Raw genomic sequence first — 18,538 nt, 5'->3', positions numbered from 1 at the left:
TCCGAAAATAAAATTAAAAAGCTACCCATTATCTATTATCTAAACTTGTAATATTTCATTAAAACCAAAGCAGCCATAGATTTGAGTTTTAATTTATATTTCGAGATTAATCCATTACCCTTTTTAAAATAGTTTACTTCATTTACAATTCTTCTTACGGCATAGTCGTAAAATTTACGATGGTAAGTTCGTTTAAAATCAATATCTCTATCTGTTGAGGTATTCCAATCAGGTTGTATGGTAATATCATTTTCTATTTCATTATAAAGTGATGTTCCTTTGATAGGGTAGGCAACTGTAATGGTAAAATGTGTAGGATTGGCAATTTTGAGATGATGAATAGTTTCTGCAATATCTTTTTCGTCTTCTCCAGGATATCCAACCATGATAAAAGTTCCTGTTTCAATACCTAATTTATTGGTTTTTTGAATGGCTTCTCTAACAGTTTCTACTTTAACACGTCTATCCATAGCATCCACAATTTTTTGTGAGCCACTTTCTGCACCAATCCAAATACGATAACAACCTGCTTCTTTAAGTTGCTGTAGTACTTGATCATTTAATCTTTCAGCTCTGGTAATACATTCAAAAGGGATGATAGCATCTTGTTTGATTACTTCTTTATGAAATTCTCCTAACCATTTATGACTTACTGTAAATACATCATCTACGAACCATATAGTATCAGGATTATATTCTTCTTTTAACATCGCAAGTTCCTGCGCCACTAATTTTGCAGGTCTTCTTCTATAACTTTGACCATAAACCGCTGTACTACACCATTTGCATGTATATGGACAACCACGTTGCGTGCTAACAGTCATAGAACTCTGTCCATGATTGTTTTTCCAGGTTTTTAAATACAATTGCATATCTATCGCTTTCCTATTTGGTAATGGAAGGACGGATAGATCCTTTATTTTAACCCTTGCAGAAGTTTTGATTACTTTTTCATTATCCAGATATGCAATTCCAGAGACATTATTAATTTCCGTTTTATTTTTTATAGCTAAATAAAGTTCATATAAAGTTTCTTCACCTTCGCCAATTACGATATATTGTGCTCCTGATTTTAAATAATTTTCAGTATTGTAAGTGACATCTGGACCTCCTAAGACAATTTTTGGGAATCCATATACAGCATCCGTACTAAGTATTTTTATTAGTTCTATAACTTCTACTTTAGTCATAAGATTTACATATATCGCAACAAGATCTGGTTTTTTAGCTTGAATAAATTGTAGCTGTTCTTCTTTCGAACTAAAAGTAGTATCAAAAACATAATTTTTTACATCATACTTCTCTAGATATGAGGAAATATATAACTGACCTAATGGAGGATATGGTTTCATAATCCTATGTTCTTTAGGATCTGTACTTAGGTAATATGCATGGGTTAATACGATGCTCATTTCTTAGATAATGAGATTATGTAATGATCACTGAAGCTGGATATAAAAGTAGTGTGTTTGAAAAACGAGTCTAAACGATTTAATAATTTTAATAATCCTAATCTGTTTTTAAAAAAGCTTTCGAGGTAGGAGGGAGGAATAAAAAAACCAATTGGTTTAGTTTTCTGAATGCGAAAGTAACTACTAGAGTTCTTTTTTATATCCTTAGGATTATAGTACCAAGTTTTGACCGAAGTATTTTCAACGTTTGCGAGAACTGCCTTTTTCGTATTTCGTCTAAATACGTTGCTGAAATTACCTTTCATTATAAAATAGAGTTTTTCCATAAGGCAATTTTTAGGCATGATAACCGCTACGATTTTACCGTTAGGTTTTAGTTTTTTTGCTGCAGCACTAAAAAAGTTTTCTAATTCTAGAGGAGAAAGACAATTTAAACCACCAAAATCTGAAAAGATAAGATCAAAAGACCTATTAAAATCTGTGTTGTCTAAACTATTAATGTCTAATTGTCTAAAATCTGGTTGGTTACTTTCTTTAGTAAGTTTGGAATTTGCTACAGCGATCATTTCTGTTGATATATCTGTAGCTATAATATGATGCCCCAAGGTTGAAAGCCAGATTGCGTCATGACCAGTTCCACAGTTGACCTCTAAAATGTCTAAGCTGCTATTTTTAGGAAACGTAGTTATTAGAAAATCGTGCACTCTTTTTCTTTGAAGTTTACCGATATGACTATTTGTAAAAACAGTATCATAAGAAATAGCGGATATGTCAAAACTTTCATTCATTTAAATGTTCCATTCTTTTTAAAACTTGTGCGTCTATAAAAGCACTTGGGAAATAATATAAAAGGTAAGCTATTCTCTTCACGGCAATGGCAGATACTTTAGAAGGGCTTTTGAATATTTTTTTTAAAAATTGTAATCCTTGACTTTTTCTGTATTCTTTATGTACATATCTGTGTAATTTTCTATAGTATTTAGAATTGTAAGTTCCCTTAAACATCATAGCTAAATCATCAGAATCAGTCCAATTTGCTTTAAACTTTAGATCATCTTTAACCTTTTCATAAAACTTGGTTCCAGGAAGTGGATAGGATACGGAAACTCCCAAATCATCAGGAATAAGTTCTTTGATCATTCTGATAGTCTTGGAGATGTCCTTTTTAGTTTCTCCCAAGTATCCAAATTGTATAAAAAATGCTACTCGGATGTTTTTTTCTTTTAATAGACGAGTTGCCTTATATATTTCTTCGACTTTAGTTCCTTTATCCATAGCATCTAATATAGACTGGGAACCACTTTCTGCTCCTACCCAAACTTCTTCCAAACCAGATTCTGATAAAGCTTCTATAGTGTCTTCTTTTAGCAATAAATCAACCCTACTTTGGATATAATAATTGAGCTTCGTATTTGTTTTCTTTAGCTCATGATTAAAGCTTTGTACCCAACCAGGAGTAAGACCAAAAATATCATCGCACATCCAAAAGCGAGATACCTGATAGTTTTTTTGTAACAATTGTATATGTTTTACAATGTATTCTGGTGAATGATTGTTATATCTATTGCCATAAATAGGTTTAGCACACCAATTACATTTAAACGGACATCCTCGTGTAGTAGCAAGATTTAAGGTGAATTCTTTGCCACTACGTGTCCATATTTCTTTATAAGATTTTATATCGACTAGATCCCAAGCAGGTAACGGAAGATCATCTAAATTTTTTAGAACTTCTCTTTTTGGATTTGTAATAGTTTCTTCATTTTTAGAATATACAATTCCTTTAATTTTTTCAGTTGACCCTTTTTGATTAAGCGTTTCAATTAGCTCTAGTAATGTGTTTTCTCCTTCTCCTTGAATAATGTAATCCGCGCCATTGTAAAGATATTTAGAATAATGATCAGTGGCATCAGAACTATTTACAATAATAGTACAATTATGAGTTTTTCCAATTCTCATCATTTCAAATGCTGCTTCTCGCATCGTGGTAAGACACATTTTGGTTAAATAGTTAAAACCATCATCGTACAATACAAGAAATTTAGGTTTTTTATGAATAATCTCTTTTTCTATTTCATAAGGGTTATCTTTTAGATTCGTGTCAAAAAGATCAACTTTAAACCCTTTTTCTCTCATTAAAGCGGCAGCATATATTGTTCCTAGAGGTGGATAAGGAGTTTTGTTATCCCATTGCTTCTGGTCCAGTGGATAATAATAAGAATGTGAAAATAAAATATCAAGCATGTTCTTTTTCTAATTCTATATTATACCTTGATTGAAATTCTTGGTATTTTTTATTTAGTTTATTAATTACTTGTTTTTGAAAGTTTTGAGGATGATGTTTCGATACACCTTGTGTAGACTTCATAGCTATTTTGAAATCTTCTTTGCTTAAAGTCTTAAATTTATTGTTCCATTTCTTAAGAGTAAGTTTTAGAAATGTTGATTCCAAAATGTTTCCGAGTTTACTAAGCAATAAGAATTCAATGGATCTTGAGGTTATAGGTTTTCTTTTTGCAGAGATAATTGAAGGTTTTCCAATTTCTAGATTAGGAAGAAAATTAGAAACCCAGCGATTTTGATTGTAAAATTCTGTAAAATCACCAGTAATTGGAATCAGCGTTAAAAGTTCTGTAGCGGTAAAAATATTTTTCTCAGATATTTCCAGAGAGTTTTCGGTTACGAAATAATTAATACAAAAAAACTTTCTAGAGTTCAATAAAAAAATCTTTTTGTATAACATTAATAAGGTTCTAGCAACCCATAATCTTTCAGATTTGGTAATTACAAAATAATCAACGTCTCCATTTTTATCATGATAATTTTTAGATAAGGATCCTGAAATTCCAACTGCTTTTACGTACGGGAATTTGGAAATAAATGCTCCTTTCCTAATTGCCTTGTCCATAACAGAATTAGCCATTTTATTACCCTTAATTCTTCGTTTTACCAAAGAAGGATTATTGTCTAAAAAATAGAAGTCATTATCGATAGATACGACTCCTTTTTGTTTTAAAAGATCCAATTCATGATTTACTTCATTTTCATCAGCTGCAGAAGAAAATAAGAAAATTTCCCTAGCCGAAAGGGGATACTTAAAAATTGAAAAATAAAGGAGTGTTTTAAGTGAGTTCATTCGGGTTGTAAGAGTTAAGCCTTTTAAAATTAAAATTTGTGTTGAAAAAAATGAAAAATGTTCGTTCGTATAGAATTTATTTTAAATTATTACCGTTGTTATTTATTTCTTTATTAGAAGAAAATTTAAGGATACTGAGATATCATCTGCAATTTTTTTACTTACAATACCTGGTATTTTAATATCAAAATCTTCTGGTTTTGCAATGAATGTTGATGAAATAGAAATTGTATTTCCGTCTTTTGTTAAGATCCCTTTAGTTTGTATCTCTTTTGATTTTCCGTGTAGCGATAACTTCCCCTTAATGATATATTCTTTTTGTAAATTTTCTACATCAAAGTCTACTAGTACGCCTTTAAAAGTAGCTTTTGGAAAATCATCAGATTCGATATAGTTTTCATTAAAATGTTCTTCCATTAAGGCATTTTTAAATCTAAAACCTTTTACCAATGCTAGAGCAGCAATTTCTCCATTATCAGTATTTAAGATCGCCGTTACTGTCGTGTTTTTTGCTTTTACTTCTTCGAAAGAAGGAACGGAAGCTTCAAAACTAATAACACCTTTTTTAGTAATGAATTTTCCTTGGGCAAGGACAGTTCCAGAAATAATAAAAAGAAAAACGAATATGATATTTTTCATAGAATGGTTGTTATTTTATTGTTCTAATAATCCATCTGTATTCCACTGTAAAATGATATCAATAGTTGCCTGTGGAAGTCTTGGGCCACCTGCAGGCATCAAAAAACTAATATCTTCAGAGGATACTCTATCTAGCAGGCCACGATTATCTACAGCTTCTTTTACCTGTGTAAAATTTAATAAAGGCATTGGAGCAAAGTTAACAGGAGGGTCATTATGACAAGCAATACAGTTTGTGTCGATAATAGATTTCACGTCAGATTCATAGGTAACTAAGGTAACAGGAGGCGTTGTGTCAACCAAATCATCTTCGCTATCATTCTCGCAACCAATATGTATAAATAGTGCACAAAAGACAAAGAATTTAAGAAAATGTACTTTCATAAGTGAGTTATATATTAAGTTTTGGTCGGTAGAAATTAGATCAAATTTCATTCATATGCAAAAATATGTTTCATTCGGAGGATAATTTTCATACTTTTAAAACAACTTAAGCCTAATACTTCGTTATGAAAAAGCTTATAATAATTCTAGTCATTTTAGCCATTGGTGGTTTTTTTGGGTATAAATATCTGTATCAATCTCATAGAAATATTGAAAAGGAAGAAGCGTCGTTTAATTTAGAGGCAATTAGTTTGGTGAAAGAGTTTTCCAAGGATGCAGAACTAGCTTCGAAGAAATATTTAAACAAAACTATCATTGTAAAAGGAGCACTTACAGAAATTGAATCAAATTCTTTAATGCTTGCAAATGCTGCCTACTGTACTTTTGATGCCAATCATGGTATTTTGGAAACCAATTTGAATTCCGTTTATTCCATAAAGGGAAGATGTATTGGGTATGATGAACTGTTAGAAATAGTAAAGCTTGATCAGGCATCCATAATAAAATAGTAAATAACACTTATTCTTATCATAATATCGTCTTAATGAAAAAACTCATTTTAATTTTATTAATATTCCCTTATACTCTATTAGCTCAGGATGATTTGTTAAATGAATTAGAGTCCGGTATACAGGAAGATAATTATGTCTCCTCAACTTTTAAAGGGTTGAAGATTGTTAATTTTGAATCCACAAAACTGGTTAATAAGAGAAATCTATTTTTTATTGTTGCGCATCGATTTGGTAGTGTAGAAAACGGAATTGATGACTTCTTTGGATTGGATCAAGCGGTTACTCAATTAAAATTTATTTATGGGATCTCTGATGCCGTTAATATTGGAATTGCTCGAAGTTCATTTCAGAAAACTTATGGAGGTCACGTAAAATATAGGTTATTTAGACAAAAGAAAAATGGTTTTCCGTTAACAATCGTAGGATATAATTTAGTAACCGTAAATACTGGTTTAGATACGGATCAATTACCAAAATTAGAATTTAATAACAGATTGTCTTATGTTTCTCAGGTTTTGATTGCTAGGAAATTTGGAAAAAGGTTATCTCTAGAACTTGCGCCTTCCTATCTTCACGAAAATTTTGTAAGATTTGATGATCAGGATAATTCTCAATTTATTATGGGTGTTGGTGGTCGTTATAAACTTACAAAACGATTTAGTTTAAATGTAGATTATGGATATCATTTAAACAGAAGTAGTAGTTCTGCGTTCAAAAATCCACTGTCCATTGGCGTAGATATAGAAACTGGTGGTCACGTATTTCAATTACATTTTACCAATGCACAACCTATGTTCGAAAATGGATTCCTTGGTCAGGCTTCTGGTGATTGGGGTGATGGAGATTTTTTCTTCGGTTTTAACCTAAGTAGAGTTTTTGATCTTTAGTATAAAATTTCAGTCGAGCTAATTATTATTATGTAAAGTTTTTGCAGGTAATGATTTCGTTGTTTTTTAGAGCTATAATTCAGTGATCACAAAGTCAGCGAATAATATTTCTTCATCTCTAAGATCTTGTGAATTTTTTAGACTCCTATAGATACCCCATTTAGGTCTAATGAAGTCGGCTTCTGTTTTCCACATTTTTAGGTCATTGTTTTTATACTCTAATATAGTTTTACCTGTTTTTAGATTTTTAATAATTATAGAAAATTTAGCTTTTCCTTTTTCGTCATAAGTTACTGTTTCGATCACATCTACCCAATTACCTTTCAGCTCGTCTAAATTTACCTTGGTTAGGGTGTTTTGATCCAAACCAGAGGCATATCGTAATTCTAAACGATCAACACTTCCTTTTCGTGCAGTTAATGTAATAAGAGGCATATCTTTATCTAATCCTCCTACAGCTTTTAGTTGATGTAAGTGAGTAAATCTTTTAGAAGGTTGAAAACCTTTATCCAGTTTAAATTTCCATCTGTATTCCACTGTTTCTCCTTGTACTCCTTTGAGATGATCAGGTGAAGATTTGTAGCTTTTAATTTCGTTACGTTGTCGATCGAACTTCTTACAACGATCATTATCTTCTGCTACATGGATTACGAATTTAAATACATGTTTCTGTAATTCTTTGCTAAAAATCTCACTAATATGAGTGTCTTTAAAATTAGAATGGTTATCACAATCACCTTTTTTTATTCCAGGTGCTTCTATAGGGTTGTAACCAGGAGCTAATTTAGAAGCGATAAGCTGATAGGTGTCTCCAGGTCCATCGGCACTAAGCGAAACTTGGGTATATGAGGTGGCATATAAGAAAAAGATAGATAGAATGACAATTGATCGCATATTGAATGTGAGATTAGTTCATTTTTACAATTTTCTCCACAGAAAAGGTATTGGTTTTATGATCTATTAGTTTAATAAAGTAGAGTCCATTAGAAAGAGTAGTGATATCAAGTGTATCGGTTTTTAATATTCCACTTTTACGAACTAATTGTCCAGATTGGTTAGTGATTACTATTTCGTAATCACTGATGTTTTCTAAAAAGGTAATATTTATGGTAGCGTTTGCTGGATTTGGGTATATATCAAATAATTTTTTTTCTGACACAGTAGGTACAGATAAATTAGGATTTTCGGTAATGGAAAAATTAGCGTATAACACTTCTTCATCTCTTAGATCGGAAGCAGAATTTAAACTTCTATAAATACCCCATTTAGGTCTTATAAAATCTGCATTTGTTTTCCACATTCTTAAATTAGAAGAAGAGTAGTTTAGAATTTCTGCACCACTATCAACATTGGTAATAATAATGCTATAGTTAGAGTTCCCAGTTTCTCCATAGGTAACCGTTTCAACTACTTCTACCCAATTTCCTTTTAGTAAAGAAAGATTTGCAGTGGTTAGCGTAGATTGCGATGTGGTAGGTGCGTATCTTAGTTCTAATCGATCTTCAGTTGCTTTCCTTGCAGTTAGCGTGATTAATGGTTGACTTTCTTCTGCAGCATCCGCACCAACTGATTTTAATTGATGTAAATGGGTGAAACTGGTAGAGGGTTGAAAATTAGCATCGATTTTAAACTTCCATTTGTATTGAACTGTTTCTCCTAATGTACCTTTTAGGTTATCAGGTGAAGGTGCGTACGTTTTGATCTCATTACGTTGTCTATCGGTAGTATTACATTTGTCACGATCTATATCTTCATCTACGTGGAGAAGAAACCTAAAAACATTGATTCCTAAATCAGAATCAAATAGCTCATCTATATGACGATTTCCATCCGTACCAACATAAGTAGAATGATTGTCGCAGGTACTTCCTGTAATTCCAGGAGCTTCTATTACATTTCCACTGGTAGGTGCAAGAACGCTATTAATGAGTTCATAAGTATTTCCTGGACCATTAGCATCTAAGGTGACCTGTGCGGTTATACTATAACTTACAATTAAACCAAAAAATAAAATAAAATGTTTCATCGATTACAGGGCGTTAAGTTATTGATTTTAATTATGATATCCCCACAAAAAAATGCAGGGATATCAAATAGATAGTAGTAAACTCAAATTTAAAATCAAACCATTATTTTGATTTTATGCGTTCTTATTTTTTTACGATTGCTTTGGTGATTTTTGCACCATCACCGTATATATTTAAATAGTACAAACCAGTAGCAAATGGTGTTAGATCAACAACATCTAAGTTTTCTTTTTTGTCCAATAAAATTTGACCTGTAACATCCACAACCTCTAAGGATTGTATAATATCATTTTTAGAATTTATGTTAATTACATTCGATGTCGGATTGGGATAGAAAGAAATATCATCAGTCAATTCTTGTTCTGTTACGGATAATAACGCAACAGTAGGGTTTAAAGCTCCATATATATCACTAGGAATAACATAACCAGCGAATTCTTCTGGAGATACACGTGCTGTATTACTAGAGAACTCCCAATTAGGACCTGTTCCATCAAAAGAAGCTGCTATCCAATCTGAAGCTGCAAAACCTGTAGAGGTACCTTGTCTACCCCAGAAGTGTACATTACTTCCTGTGTTTTCTATTACTGTAGCACCAGTATCTGTAAAAATACTAGCAGAGTTTTCAGCTAAATCTCTTACAACGATAATTTGCCCATATCCGAACTCTCCATTATCTCCAGCATCAAGTAAGTCATCTTCATCTAAAAAGCTTACTGAATCATATCGTGTCCACATCGTATGATCACCTGTCGCATCGATAATACCATCGTCATTAGCATCTATATCAATACCACTAGGATCACTAGGAGCCTGTATTAGCATATAAGTAGCACTCCAATCTTCAAAATTTCCATCATAACCAATGTCTGGCGTAAATGAAGAAACATTACTACTAGAAGATCCAGTAACATCGTTTCCTACAAGTTCGATAGTAATCACAGTAGTCCCCGCTGCGATAACGCTAGAATAAGGGTTTGTAGTAACTACACTTGTATTTTCATCAGTATAATTTGCTACAATAGCTAGAAATCCGTTAGAACCAAAAGTTCTTGTTCCATCACCTAATTGAATCACTTCTCCAACTTCTCCATAGTCACTTCTAGATGCTTCTCCGTCACCTTCTACATTTATCAGATATAAATCTGAAGGGATTACAGCATCTGGAGTACCTCTTATCTCTATATACTCATTAGTTAAATCTGGACCATTAGGACTTAAAATCAATTTATTGATATATGTGCCTGATCCTGAAGGGATTTGAGAAAACCCCAAGGTCATAGTTAGCATTGTGCAGATAAGTAATAAATTTTTCATAATTATTTCATTTAGAGAATTGGTGAAATTATATTTGGTCAACCAAATTGGTTAACCAAATATATAGATTATTTTTATTTAAGACAATTTTTGTGAAAAATTATTTAATTTAATTGTTTTTGTATCAATTTGATATTTTAAAAGAGGGTTTTACTGTAATACCAAAATAGAGGTTATAGAATGCGATTTCGTAAGCTTTTTACAATGTTTATTGAGTTTTTAGTAAGCTCCGTGATCTTGTCATAATCTAGTTTTCCATTCTTATCTTTTACGATAAGTTTAGATCCCATACCAACACAATGTACGCCTGCATTGAACCAATCAGTTAAATTTTCTTTTTCAGGAGTGACTCCACCACTTGGCATAATACTAGTCCATGGGCATGGAGCCTTTATACTTTTTACAAAATCAGCTCCACCGATTTGAGCAGCAGGAAATATTTTTACAATTTCAGCGCCCAATTCTTCAGCATAGTTAATTTCTGTAAGAGTAGCACAGCCAGGTAACCATGCAACTTTTCTGCGATTACAGACTTTGGCTATTTCTTTATTTAAGATTGGAGAAACAATAAAGTTAGCTCCTTTTTGAATGAATAAAGAAGTGGTGCCAGGATCTACAATAGATCCAACACCTAAAATCATACCTGGTAATTCTTTTTGTATCCATTTGGCAACTTCGCCGAAGATATCTTGAGCATGATCACCTCTATTGGTAAATTCAAAAACACGTGCACCTCCATCATAACATGCTTTGATAACTTGCTTTACAATATTAATATCCTCATGATAGAATAAAGGTACTATACCTGTATCCTTTGTTATTTGCGCTACTTCGATTCGTGTATAATCTGCCATATTATCTTTTTATACGTCCTGATAAGTTTCCTTCAATTATATGTAATACTTCGGCTTCTGAAACCAGATTTGCATCTCCTTCTATAGTGTGCTTCAAAGCACAAGCAGCATTGGCAAATTGTAAAGCTTTTTGATCATCATAATGCATTAAACCATGAATTAATCCAGCAGCATAAGCATCACCTGTTCCAATTCTATCAACCACGTGGGTTATTTCTAGTTCATTAGTTTCATAAAAATCAACACCATTCCATAGGCGCGCTTTAATTTTATGCCAACTAGCATTTAGGGATACTCTTGTTTTATCAAAAATACCTTTTAGATTCGGGTACTTTTGGATAAGAAGCTTGCTTGCTTGGATAAAATCTTCATTTTCGTATGAAAAACTGGTATCTAGTAATTCATTAATTTCATTAGGTCCGCCAATGAATACGTTTGATAATTCTACTAATTGATTAAGAATATCTTTTGCCTTGTGTCCATAATTCCAAAGTCCACTGCGATAAGCTGGATCTGCGGAAATGGTAATTCCTTTGTGGTTAGCAATCTCTAATCCTTTTTGCAAAGCTTTGTTTGCATTTAAGGAAAGGGCAGGAGTAATACCTGTCCAATGAAACCAATCACAATCTTCAAGAGCTTTTTCCCAATTAATAGCATCTGGATCAATATGACAGAAAGCAGAATTAGAACGATTATATGCAATCGTACTTGATCTCATGACCGCACCAACCTCCAGGAAATAAAGTCCCAGAGGATGATACGAGTCAATAATCAAACCAGTATCTACTCCCAGTTTCTGCAAGTAGCTCTTTACTGCGTCACCAACAAAATCATTGGATACTGCAGTGATATGTTTAGTATTATTTCCGAACTGTGCCAGGGAAATGGCGACATTGGCTTCGGTTCCACCAAAGTAGTATTCTAATTGGTTAGATTGTTTTAATTTTTTGTTTCCCAAAGGAGCAATACGCATTAAAACTTCTCCAAAGGTTACTACTTTTTTCATTTTATATTTTTCAGGATGTTATTAAATACCTAACGCTTGTCCACCTCCGATTTGTATAGTCTCGGCAGTTATAAACGCTGCACTATCACTTGCTAAGAACGAAACAACAGAAGCTACATCTTCTGGCTGTCCTAACCTTCCTAGCATTATATTGTTTGCCCAAGACTTAAAAACTTCAGGTTTAGTGGATTTAATTTGTTTATGGAAATCAGTGTCAATTGTACCAGGAGATACTGCATTAACTCTAATTCCGTACTCTGCTAAATCTTTTGCCAATCCTCTTGTAATTGCATGAACTGCAGCTTTAGAAGTTCCATAAATTCCAGCTCCTGGTCCTCCAGCGGTCCATCCAGCATTGGATGTATAGTTGATAATGGAAGATCCTTCTGCTTTTTTAAGAAATGGGATGGCAGCTCTTGAAGCAAAAAATGTAGAATCAAGATTTAATGCCATTACGAATCTGTAAAACTCTGTGGTCATTTCCTCAAATCTAGATCTACCACCTAGTCCACCAGCGTTATTTACTAGTACGTCTATTTTACCATATTTCTCACCGATTGCAGTAATATTTGATGTAACGGCTTCTTCATTAGTGACGTCAAATCCATAATATTCTGCAGTGATACCTTGTGCTGTAAGTTCTTTAACTCTTTCAGCTCCTTTTTCATCTTCGATACCATTTAAAATCACGGTATATCCATCTTTTCCTAATCTTTCCGCAACTGCAAATCCTATTCCACCAGTTGCACCTGTTACTACAGCAACTTTTTCTTTTAAACTCATTTTTTAAACTTTATTTATGTTGATTAATTTTAATTCTTATTATTTAGCTCTTTACCTTTACTGGTTCAACTTTTGGTATAAGCACCCATACAGAAAAAACTACAATGGCTACAAGTGCAGCTCCAATTAGAAATACAAAAGAGTATTTGTCTATCGGTAATTTATTTCCAATGTACCATGTTAAAACTGCTGCTGCGAATTTTGCAGACATGCCTGCTAATCCAGATAAAGTTCCTACCGATTTCCCGTTGTATAAATCACTTGGTAGCGTTTGGATATTACCAATTGCAGTTTGAAAACCAAATAGAATAACTGCCATAATGAGTACAGCAATTAGTGGACTACCTGGATTACTTAAAGAGAGTAATGCTGGAAGCATAATAGCGCATCCAATTGCAATGGTTGTTTTTCTAACTTTGTTGGTACTCCAGCCTTTAGCAAAAAATGATTTAGCTATTAATCCACCAAACCAAGCTCCTATCATGGCTCCAAGGAAAGGAACCCAACCTAATTTGGTGATTCCTGCGATATCCATTTCAAAAACATTAACCAAGTAATTAGGTATCCAGATTACAAAAATCCACCAAATTGGGTCAATCGCTGCTGAGGCTAGAATAACTCCCCAGCTCTGTTTGTTTTTTAAAAGCTTACCGTAACTTAAACTCTTCTCTTCTGTCTCTTCACTAGAATTTGATTCATTCTTTTGTCCATCGATAATTAAATTTCTTTCCTTATCAGTTATCCAAGGGTGTTTTTTTGGCGAGGTTTTTACATAAACAAACCAAGGAATTAGCCAAACAAATCCTAGAACAGCAATAATTAAAAAGACAAATTGCCAATGTAATTGTTGTGCTAAAAGTCCTATAAGAGGGATGGAGATTAATGCTCCAAAGGATGCTCCAAAGTTAAAAATTCCTTGAGCAACTGCTCTTTCATTTGTGGGGAACCACTCAGCATTTCCTTTTGCTGCTCCAGGCCAATTACCTGCTTCTGATAATCCTAACAACATTCTTACTAAAGTGAAGCCTAAAAAACCTCTCACTATAGCATGTAAACCAGTGGCTAATGACCAAAAGCCTATAGAAATGGCAAAACCTAATCGGGTACCTACTTTATCAAAAATTCTTCCAAATAGTGCTTGTCCTAATGCATAGGCGATAATGAAATAAAAGCCAATATCACCATATACTTTTTTGCGTCCTTCTTGGTCCAAATCAGGATAAAGCTCATCGGCAATACCTCCTTCAGTTTCCCATAAAACAGAAAACGCTTGTCTGTCTATGTAGTTGATAACAGCTGCCAAGGCAATCAAACCTATAACCCACCAGCGTAATCCTTGTACCTTCTTCATCAATTATTTCTTTTTGAAGTCAATTTCTAAAAAGTCTTCTCGTATTGGGCTGAAAACATCAATTAATACTCCAGCTTCTAAACAAACTGCTCCATGAGAAACATTAGGAGGGATGAAAAATCCATCTCCTGCATTTAATATTTTCTTCTCATCTCCAATTGTCACTTCAAAACTTCCTGATTCCACGTATGTTGTTTGTGAATGAAAATGGTCATGGATATACCCTATAGCTCCTTTTTCGAATGCTACTTTTACCATCATGATGTTTACATCATAACCAATCATCTGACGTGTAATTCCTTCTGCTGCTTGCTCCCAAGGTTTGTCTTTTGTTACAAAAAATACTTCGCTTTTTATTTTAGAATAGCTCATTGTTTAGTTGGTTTTTAAATTATAATTTCCTGTCCATTGAAATTCTAGATCTTCAATGGTTACTGTATGCTTTTTGTGTGGATCGTGATCGTTATTCACTATTGCTAGCGTATAGCTTTCATTATTATTGAATATTGCTTTTACGATAGTGTAGTTTTCATCTGAAAATAATAATTGAATGTGTTTTACACGAGAATGCGGATTCTGAACGGATTCTAACTTAGGATCAAAATTTCCGTGCGGCTCAATAATATTCACGAAAACGTGGTCTTTTTTATCATTTTCTCGCAACATATAAGAAGCATCATTTCTGAGATTAAATTCGGGATCGTTAGCTCCTAATAACGAAAAAACCATTTTACTATCCTTAGAAACAAGACTCGAGATAGAGTAGAAGCGGTTCTTATTAAGCCAAGTAAATGTGGCTAGGTTATGATCACTTTTACCTTCTGCAAGTTTCCATAAATGTTGATATCCGTTTTTTGTACCAAGTGGTGATAATGTATTTGCTTTGATATACTCAAAATTAGTTTCCATTAAATGTCCTTGATACATAAAATTAAAATCATATTGATGTTTGTTAGCAGAAGCGATTCGATACACATCGATTATAAAAGGCGGTTGTTCTGAATTTTTACCCTCTACTAAAGCAATTGTTCTTTGCATAGCTATGTCATCATATGCATTTTCTTCTTTAGCACTAACAATTTGAAGATCTTTATCTCCTACGTTAGAAAATAATAGTTTAGGACTTACCTCGCTGGAAGCTTTAACATTCGCTCCAAATTGCGATGTTTCATCTATAGTAACCGTATTATGAGCGATTGTTTGTTTAGCCCAAGTTTTGTTTTCTGGTAAATAGCGACCTCCTTGCTTAGATTCTACATTTAAGAATCTTGCGGCACCATAATCTTGAATGATTTCTTGTTTTCCGTCGTAAAGGAATAATGAAAGTCGGTCAAAATGTCCATGCCCCATACCTTGCGATGCAAACTTAAAGACCGTAGTGAGTTTTTCATTATCTTGTAAATTTGGCATACGCAACAATGCTAATCCACCATCATTTCCATCTTTACCATCGGTAATAAGTAGTGATTTTTTTTCGTATTCTTTAGCGTTGAAATTCTGAAGTGCTTTAGCAACAGAAAGTCCTGCACCAGATATACTTACTTTATTATGCTCATGGGTAATAGGCAGTAGCGAACTATCATTATAGTAGGCATAAGCAATATTGCTGGCGAATATCAATTCACTGGTTAAATAGTTTTTTTCTTTTAATGCATCATTAAAAGGGAAAAAAGCTCCATTTTCATCAGTAAGTTGCAATACTGTGGTTACAGCTTTGCCTAATAGTTGATCTCGGTATTCGAAGATTTTAAGATCAGGTTGATTACGTTGGATAGCCTGCCCGAAAAGCATAAAGGGCATCATAGCGTATCTCTGATAATAAGGTCCTTCAGAATAATATCCTTCTGGAGAAAAAAGCATGTCTATTTGTTTAAGAAAACCGGTTTTCTTGTCCTTATTACTTCCGTACAGAGCACGGTCTACCATATCCTGGTCTTTGAGAACATATCCTGTCATACCTACGCCCGCTACTGCCCAGGTTCCATGATTATGAATTTTATTAAAGGTTTTTTTGGAATCTACACTTATAAATTCAGCTACTTTTCGGAAGACATTGTTTTCTATTGTTTTTTTATCTTCTGATGAAATAGCATCACTTACCAAATTGTAAGCTTGAATAGAATTAACTAACCATACACTTTCGTTTAATCCTTGCCAAAATAATTTTCCTGCAGGATGATTTTCTTTTCTTTTTGGATGCAATGGTAACTGAGGATACATATCCGCATAGGCAAGTAACATATTTGTTACGAACTCAGAATACTTGCTATCTTTAGTAATCATAAATGCAATTCCCGCAGCGTACATTTCTCCATAATTACGCTTGTGTTTTTCATGAGAATAACCGCCACCTGGATCTTTTGGTACTGGAACTTCTATTCCATTTACGATTGCTTTATCAGCCTTTGTTTTTTGTTCTTCAAATGAATTTCTTAAAATCTCATTTGAGTCTAGTAATTCTTTTATTTCATTGGCTTCCGAATTGGATAAAGAAAGTACAGGTTTTTGATTTTTGGTTTCTGTTTTTACTTCAGCTTTAGCATCTGTTTTTAGGTCTGAGTTACAACTAAAATTGAGGATGCATAGGGTTAGGGCTAGACAAAGAATGTCTAACCTTAACCGTATAATATGTGAAGGTGATTGGATCATATATGCTTTTATGATTGTTATTATATATTGTTCTTATCCTTGGTCTTTCCAAAAAGTTTCATCAGTAACTGATGCTGGTGAATAATCTACAGCTCCGAATTCTGTAAGTACTCTATCTGTAACAATGATCCAGTCGTAATCCGCAGACCTAGGAATGTTATCAGAAGAGCTTCCTGCAGTAAGACGGAAATGAAATCTAGAGAAATCCGCCGCACTGTCCATAAATCCGTTAAGTCTAACAGCTACTAATACCCATTCTCCTGCTGTATCTAATAATTCTCCATTAGATTCTCTTCGTTGAGCACTAGAAGTTCCTAGATATATTTTAGTTCTACAGTTAGCACCATTAATTCTCATCCAGAAATGCAGAACTGGATTTCCTCCAAATCGACCATCTGGATCTACCAATGCTGCAGATTCTTCTCCCATTTCCTCAGTTCCATATGCATCACTAAAATCATATCCATAGATAGATGCCAATGTACTTGTAGTAGCTGTAGGATAATCTATATGTAGATATCTACTTCCAAAAGGTTCTGTCATCCCCGTAAATCTAGGCTGTTCAGAAGCCTCTTCACCCAATGATAAAACTACTTGGCTAGGATCATTTTTGTTATCTCGTACAGTTTCTAATGCTTTAGTATCAAAATCATAATATTCGTAGTATGGGCCATTAATGTATGGAATATTAAATGTTGTCTGACGATCTTCGGTATCTGTTATGATCACCTCAGAAATACCTGTCGATACTCCAGATGGCACCATAAAAGTTAAATCTGTCGGAGATGTTGTTATTGTAGCTTCTATACCATCTACAGTTACCGAGGTGGTAAAATTGATATTAGCACCAGTTATCGTTACCATATTATCACGAGTCATTATTCTCGGAACATTATCTGGCTCTGGAGTAGGTATATTTACCAGAAAAGAAGAGCTTAATTCTTGTCCTATTTCTCCAGTATTGCTATTGTAGTTTAAATTTACTGCAACCGGATCCAAGGTCCCTGGATTAGGTACTGTTACTACAATTACACCAGTTTCCTGAAATGATATTACACCTGCTACATCACCAAAGGTAACACTAGAAACCACTCCTAGATTAGCTCCTTCGATAATAAGAAGGTCATTCGCTGTAGCCTCATCTGGGATAACACTTGTTACCGATGGAACAGGGTAGGAAACATTAACAGTTTCATTAGAAGTAGCTGTAAATTCAAGATTTTCGGCACCTTGTCTACTTACATCATTTATTAAAACTATTTGTCCAGAAACTACTGCAGGATCTACTCTTAGTAAAATCTGAGTATCACTTATTTTACTTTTAATTTCTGTAGGGATACCTCCGATAGTTGCGCGATCTACAAATTGTAGAAACTCTCCCTCTACTAATACATCCTCAAGAATTTCTACATTAGACGGAGAAAAACCTGTAATAATTGGTGTAGCAGACTCAATTTCTTCCACAGTCTGATCTACTTCAATATCTGCGTCGCAAGAAGAGGATATAACGAATATCAACATTAAACAGAAAACTAGCAGACCTGCTAAGATTCTTTTAAAAGATGCTTCATAATTTTTCAT

The 18,538-nt window shown here is 33.5% G+C and carries 18 protein-coding genes; 2 read left to right on the top strand and 16 right to left on the bottom strand.

What is annotated here, in order from left to right; genetic code table 11:
- Positions 1–35: 35 nt before the first annotated feature.
- From Q1A73_RS16520 to Q1A73_RS16495, 6 genes are all read right to left on the bottom strand, one after another.
- The gene (locus Q1A73_RS16520) at positions 36–1,412 is read right to left on the bottom strand and encodes a radical SAM protein (RefSeq protein WP_299607549.1); all 1,377 of its coding nucleotides are present in this window, start codon (positions 1,410–1,412) and stop codon (positions 36–38) included.
- Complete coding sequence (locus Q1A73_RS16515) at positions 1,409–2,200, bottom strand: class I SAM-dependent methyltransferase (RefSeq protein WP_299607547.1); 792 nt, start codon at positions 2,198–2,200, stop codon at positions 1,409–1,411. Before Q1A73_RS16515 ends, Q1A73_RS16520 begins: the two co-directional genes overlap by 4 nt.
- Positions 2,193–3,656 carry a radical SAM protein gene (locus tag Q1A73_RS16510; RefSeq protein ID WP_299607544.1) on the bottom strand — a complete coding sequence of 488 codons (1,464 nt, stop codon included), beginning with the start codon at positions 3,654–3,656 and terminating at the stop codon, positions 2,193–2,195. The genes Q1A73_RS16515 and Q1A73_RS16510 overlap by 8 nt, the downstream gene beginning before the upstream one ends.
- Positions 3,649–4,548 (bottom strand): nucleotidyltransferase domain-containing protein, encoded by a 900-nt coding sequence (locus Q1A73_RS16505; RefSeq protein ID WP_299607542.1) that lies wholly within the window; start codon positions 4,546–4,548, stop codon positions 3,649–3,651. Before Q1A73_RS16505 ends, Q1A73_RS16510 begins: the two co-directional genes overlap by 8 nt.
- Before the next feature lie 102 nt (positions 4,549–4,650).
- On the bottom strand, positions 4,651–5,187 hold the full coding sequence (locus Q1A73_RS16500; protein ID WP_299607540.1) for a YceI family protein: 537 nt from the start codon (positions 5,185–5,187) through the stop codon (positions 4,651–4,653).
- A gap of 15 nt (positions 5,188–5,202) precedes the next feature.
- Positions 5,203–5,571, bottom strand: a complete 369-nt coding sequence (locus tag Q1A73_RS16495) for a hypothetical protein (protein ID WP_299607538.1) — start codon at positions 5,569–5,571, stop codon at positions 5,203–5,205.
- Between the two features lie 125 nt (positions 5,572–5,696).
- Here Q1A73_RS16495 and Q1A73_RS16490 point away from each other — a divergent pair, with 125 nt between their 5' ends.
- Together Q1A73_RS16490 and Q1A73_RS16485 are read left to right on the top strand one after the other, a co-directional pair.
- The gene (locus tag Q1A73_RS16490) at positions 5,697–6,080 is read left to right on the top strand and encodes a hypothetical protein (protein ID WP_299607536.1); all 384 of its coding nucleotides are present in this window, start codon (positions 5,697–5,699) and stop codon (positions 6,078–6,080) included.
- Positions 6,081–6,115: 35 nt separating this feature from the next.
- Positions 6,116–6,970: a DUF5777 family beta-barrel protein gene (locus Q1A73_RS16485; protein ID WP_299607534.1), complete on the top strand. Its 855-nt coding sequence runs from the start codon at positions 6,116–6,118 to the stop codon at positions 6,968–6,970.
- Positions 6,971–7,042: 72 nt separating this feature from the next.
- Here the strand turns inward: Q1A73_RS16485 and Q1A73_RS16480 are convergent, their stop codons facing one another.
- From Q1A73_RS16480 to Q1A73_RS16435, 10 genes are all read right to left on the bottom strand, one after another.
- Positions 7,043–7,864, bottom strand: a complete 822-nt coding sequence (locus Q1A73_RS16480) for a heparin lyase I family protein (protein ID WP_299607531.1) — start codon at positions 7,862–7,864, stop codon at positions 7,043–7,045.
- Between the two features lie 13 nt (positions 7,865–7,877).
- Positions 7,878–8,996, bottom strand: coding sequence for a T9SS type A sorting domain-containing protein (locus Q1A73_RS16475; RefSeq protein WP_299607529.1), 1,119 nt, complete (start codon positions 8,994–8,996; stop codon positions 7,878–7,880).
- Positions 8,997–9,120: 124 nt separating this feature from the next.
- Positions 9,121–10,314 (bottom strand): T9SS type A sorting domain-containing protein, encoded by a 1,194-nt coding sequence (locus Q1A73_RS16470; protein ID WP_299607527.1) that lies wholly within the window; start codon positions 10,312–10,314, stop codon positions 9,121–9,123.
- Positions 10,315–10,487: 173 nt separating this feature from the next.
- Complete coding sequence (locus tag Q1A73_RS16465; RefSeq protein WP_299607525.1) at positions 10,488–11,168, bottom strand: bifunctional 4-hydroxy-2-oxoglutarate aldolase/2-dehydro-3-deoxy-phosphogluconate aldolase; 681 nt, start codon at positions 11,166–11,168, stop codon at positions 10,488–10,490.
- Position 11,169: 1 nt separating this feature from the next.
- The gene (locus Q1A73_RS16460) at positions 11,170–12,174 is read right to left on the bottom strand and encodes a sugar kinase (RefSeq protein ID WP_299607523.1); all 1,005 of its coding nucleotides are present in this window, start codon (positions 12,172–12,174) and stop codon (positions 11,170–11,172) included.
- Between the two features lie 21 nt (positions 12,175–12,195).
- Positions 12,196–12,957, bottom strand: coding sequence for an SDR family NAD(P)-dependent oxidoreductase (locus Q1A73_RS16455; RefSeq protein WP_299607521.1), 762 nt, complete (start codon positions 12,955–12,957; stop codon positions 12,196–12,198).
- A 43-nt stretch (positions 12,958–13,000) separates the two neighbouring features.
- Positions 13,001–14,308 (bottom strand): MFS transporter, encoded by a 1,308-nt coding sequence (locus Q1A73_RS16450; protein ID WP_299607518.1) that lies wholly within the window; start codon positions 14,306–14,308, stop codon positions 13,001–13,003.
- A 3-nt stretch (positions 14,309–14,311) separates the two neighbouring features.
- A complete protein-coding gene (locus Q1A73_RS16445; RefSeq protein WP_219008159.1) occupies positions 14,312–14,680 on the bottom strand; it encodes a cupin domain-containing protein in 369 nt (122 codons plus the stop codon).
- Positions 14,681–14,683: 3 nt separating this feature from the next.
- Positions 14,684–16,957, bottom strand: coding sequence for a heparinase II/III family protein (locus tag Q1A73_RS16440; protein WP_299607512.1), 2,274 nt, complete (start codon positions 16,955–16,957; stop codon positions 14,684–14,686).
- A 33-nt stretch (positions 16,958–16,990) separates the two neighbouring features.
- Complete coding sequence (locus Q1A73_RS16435) at positions 16,991–18,538, bottom strand: hypothetical protein (RefSeq protein WP_299607510.1); 1,548 nt, start codon at positions 18,536–18,538, stop codon at positions 16,991–16,993.

It is taken from the genome of uncultured Aquimarina sp., from assembly GCF_947492115.1.
Lineage (GTDB): Bacteria > Bacteroidota > Bacteroidia > Flavobacteriales > Flavobacteriaceae > Aquimarina.
This window is presented reverse-complemented; position numbering and strand designations above follow the sequence as displayed.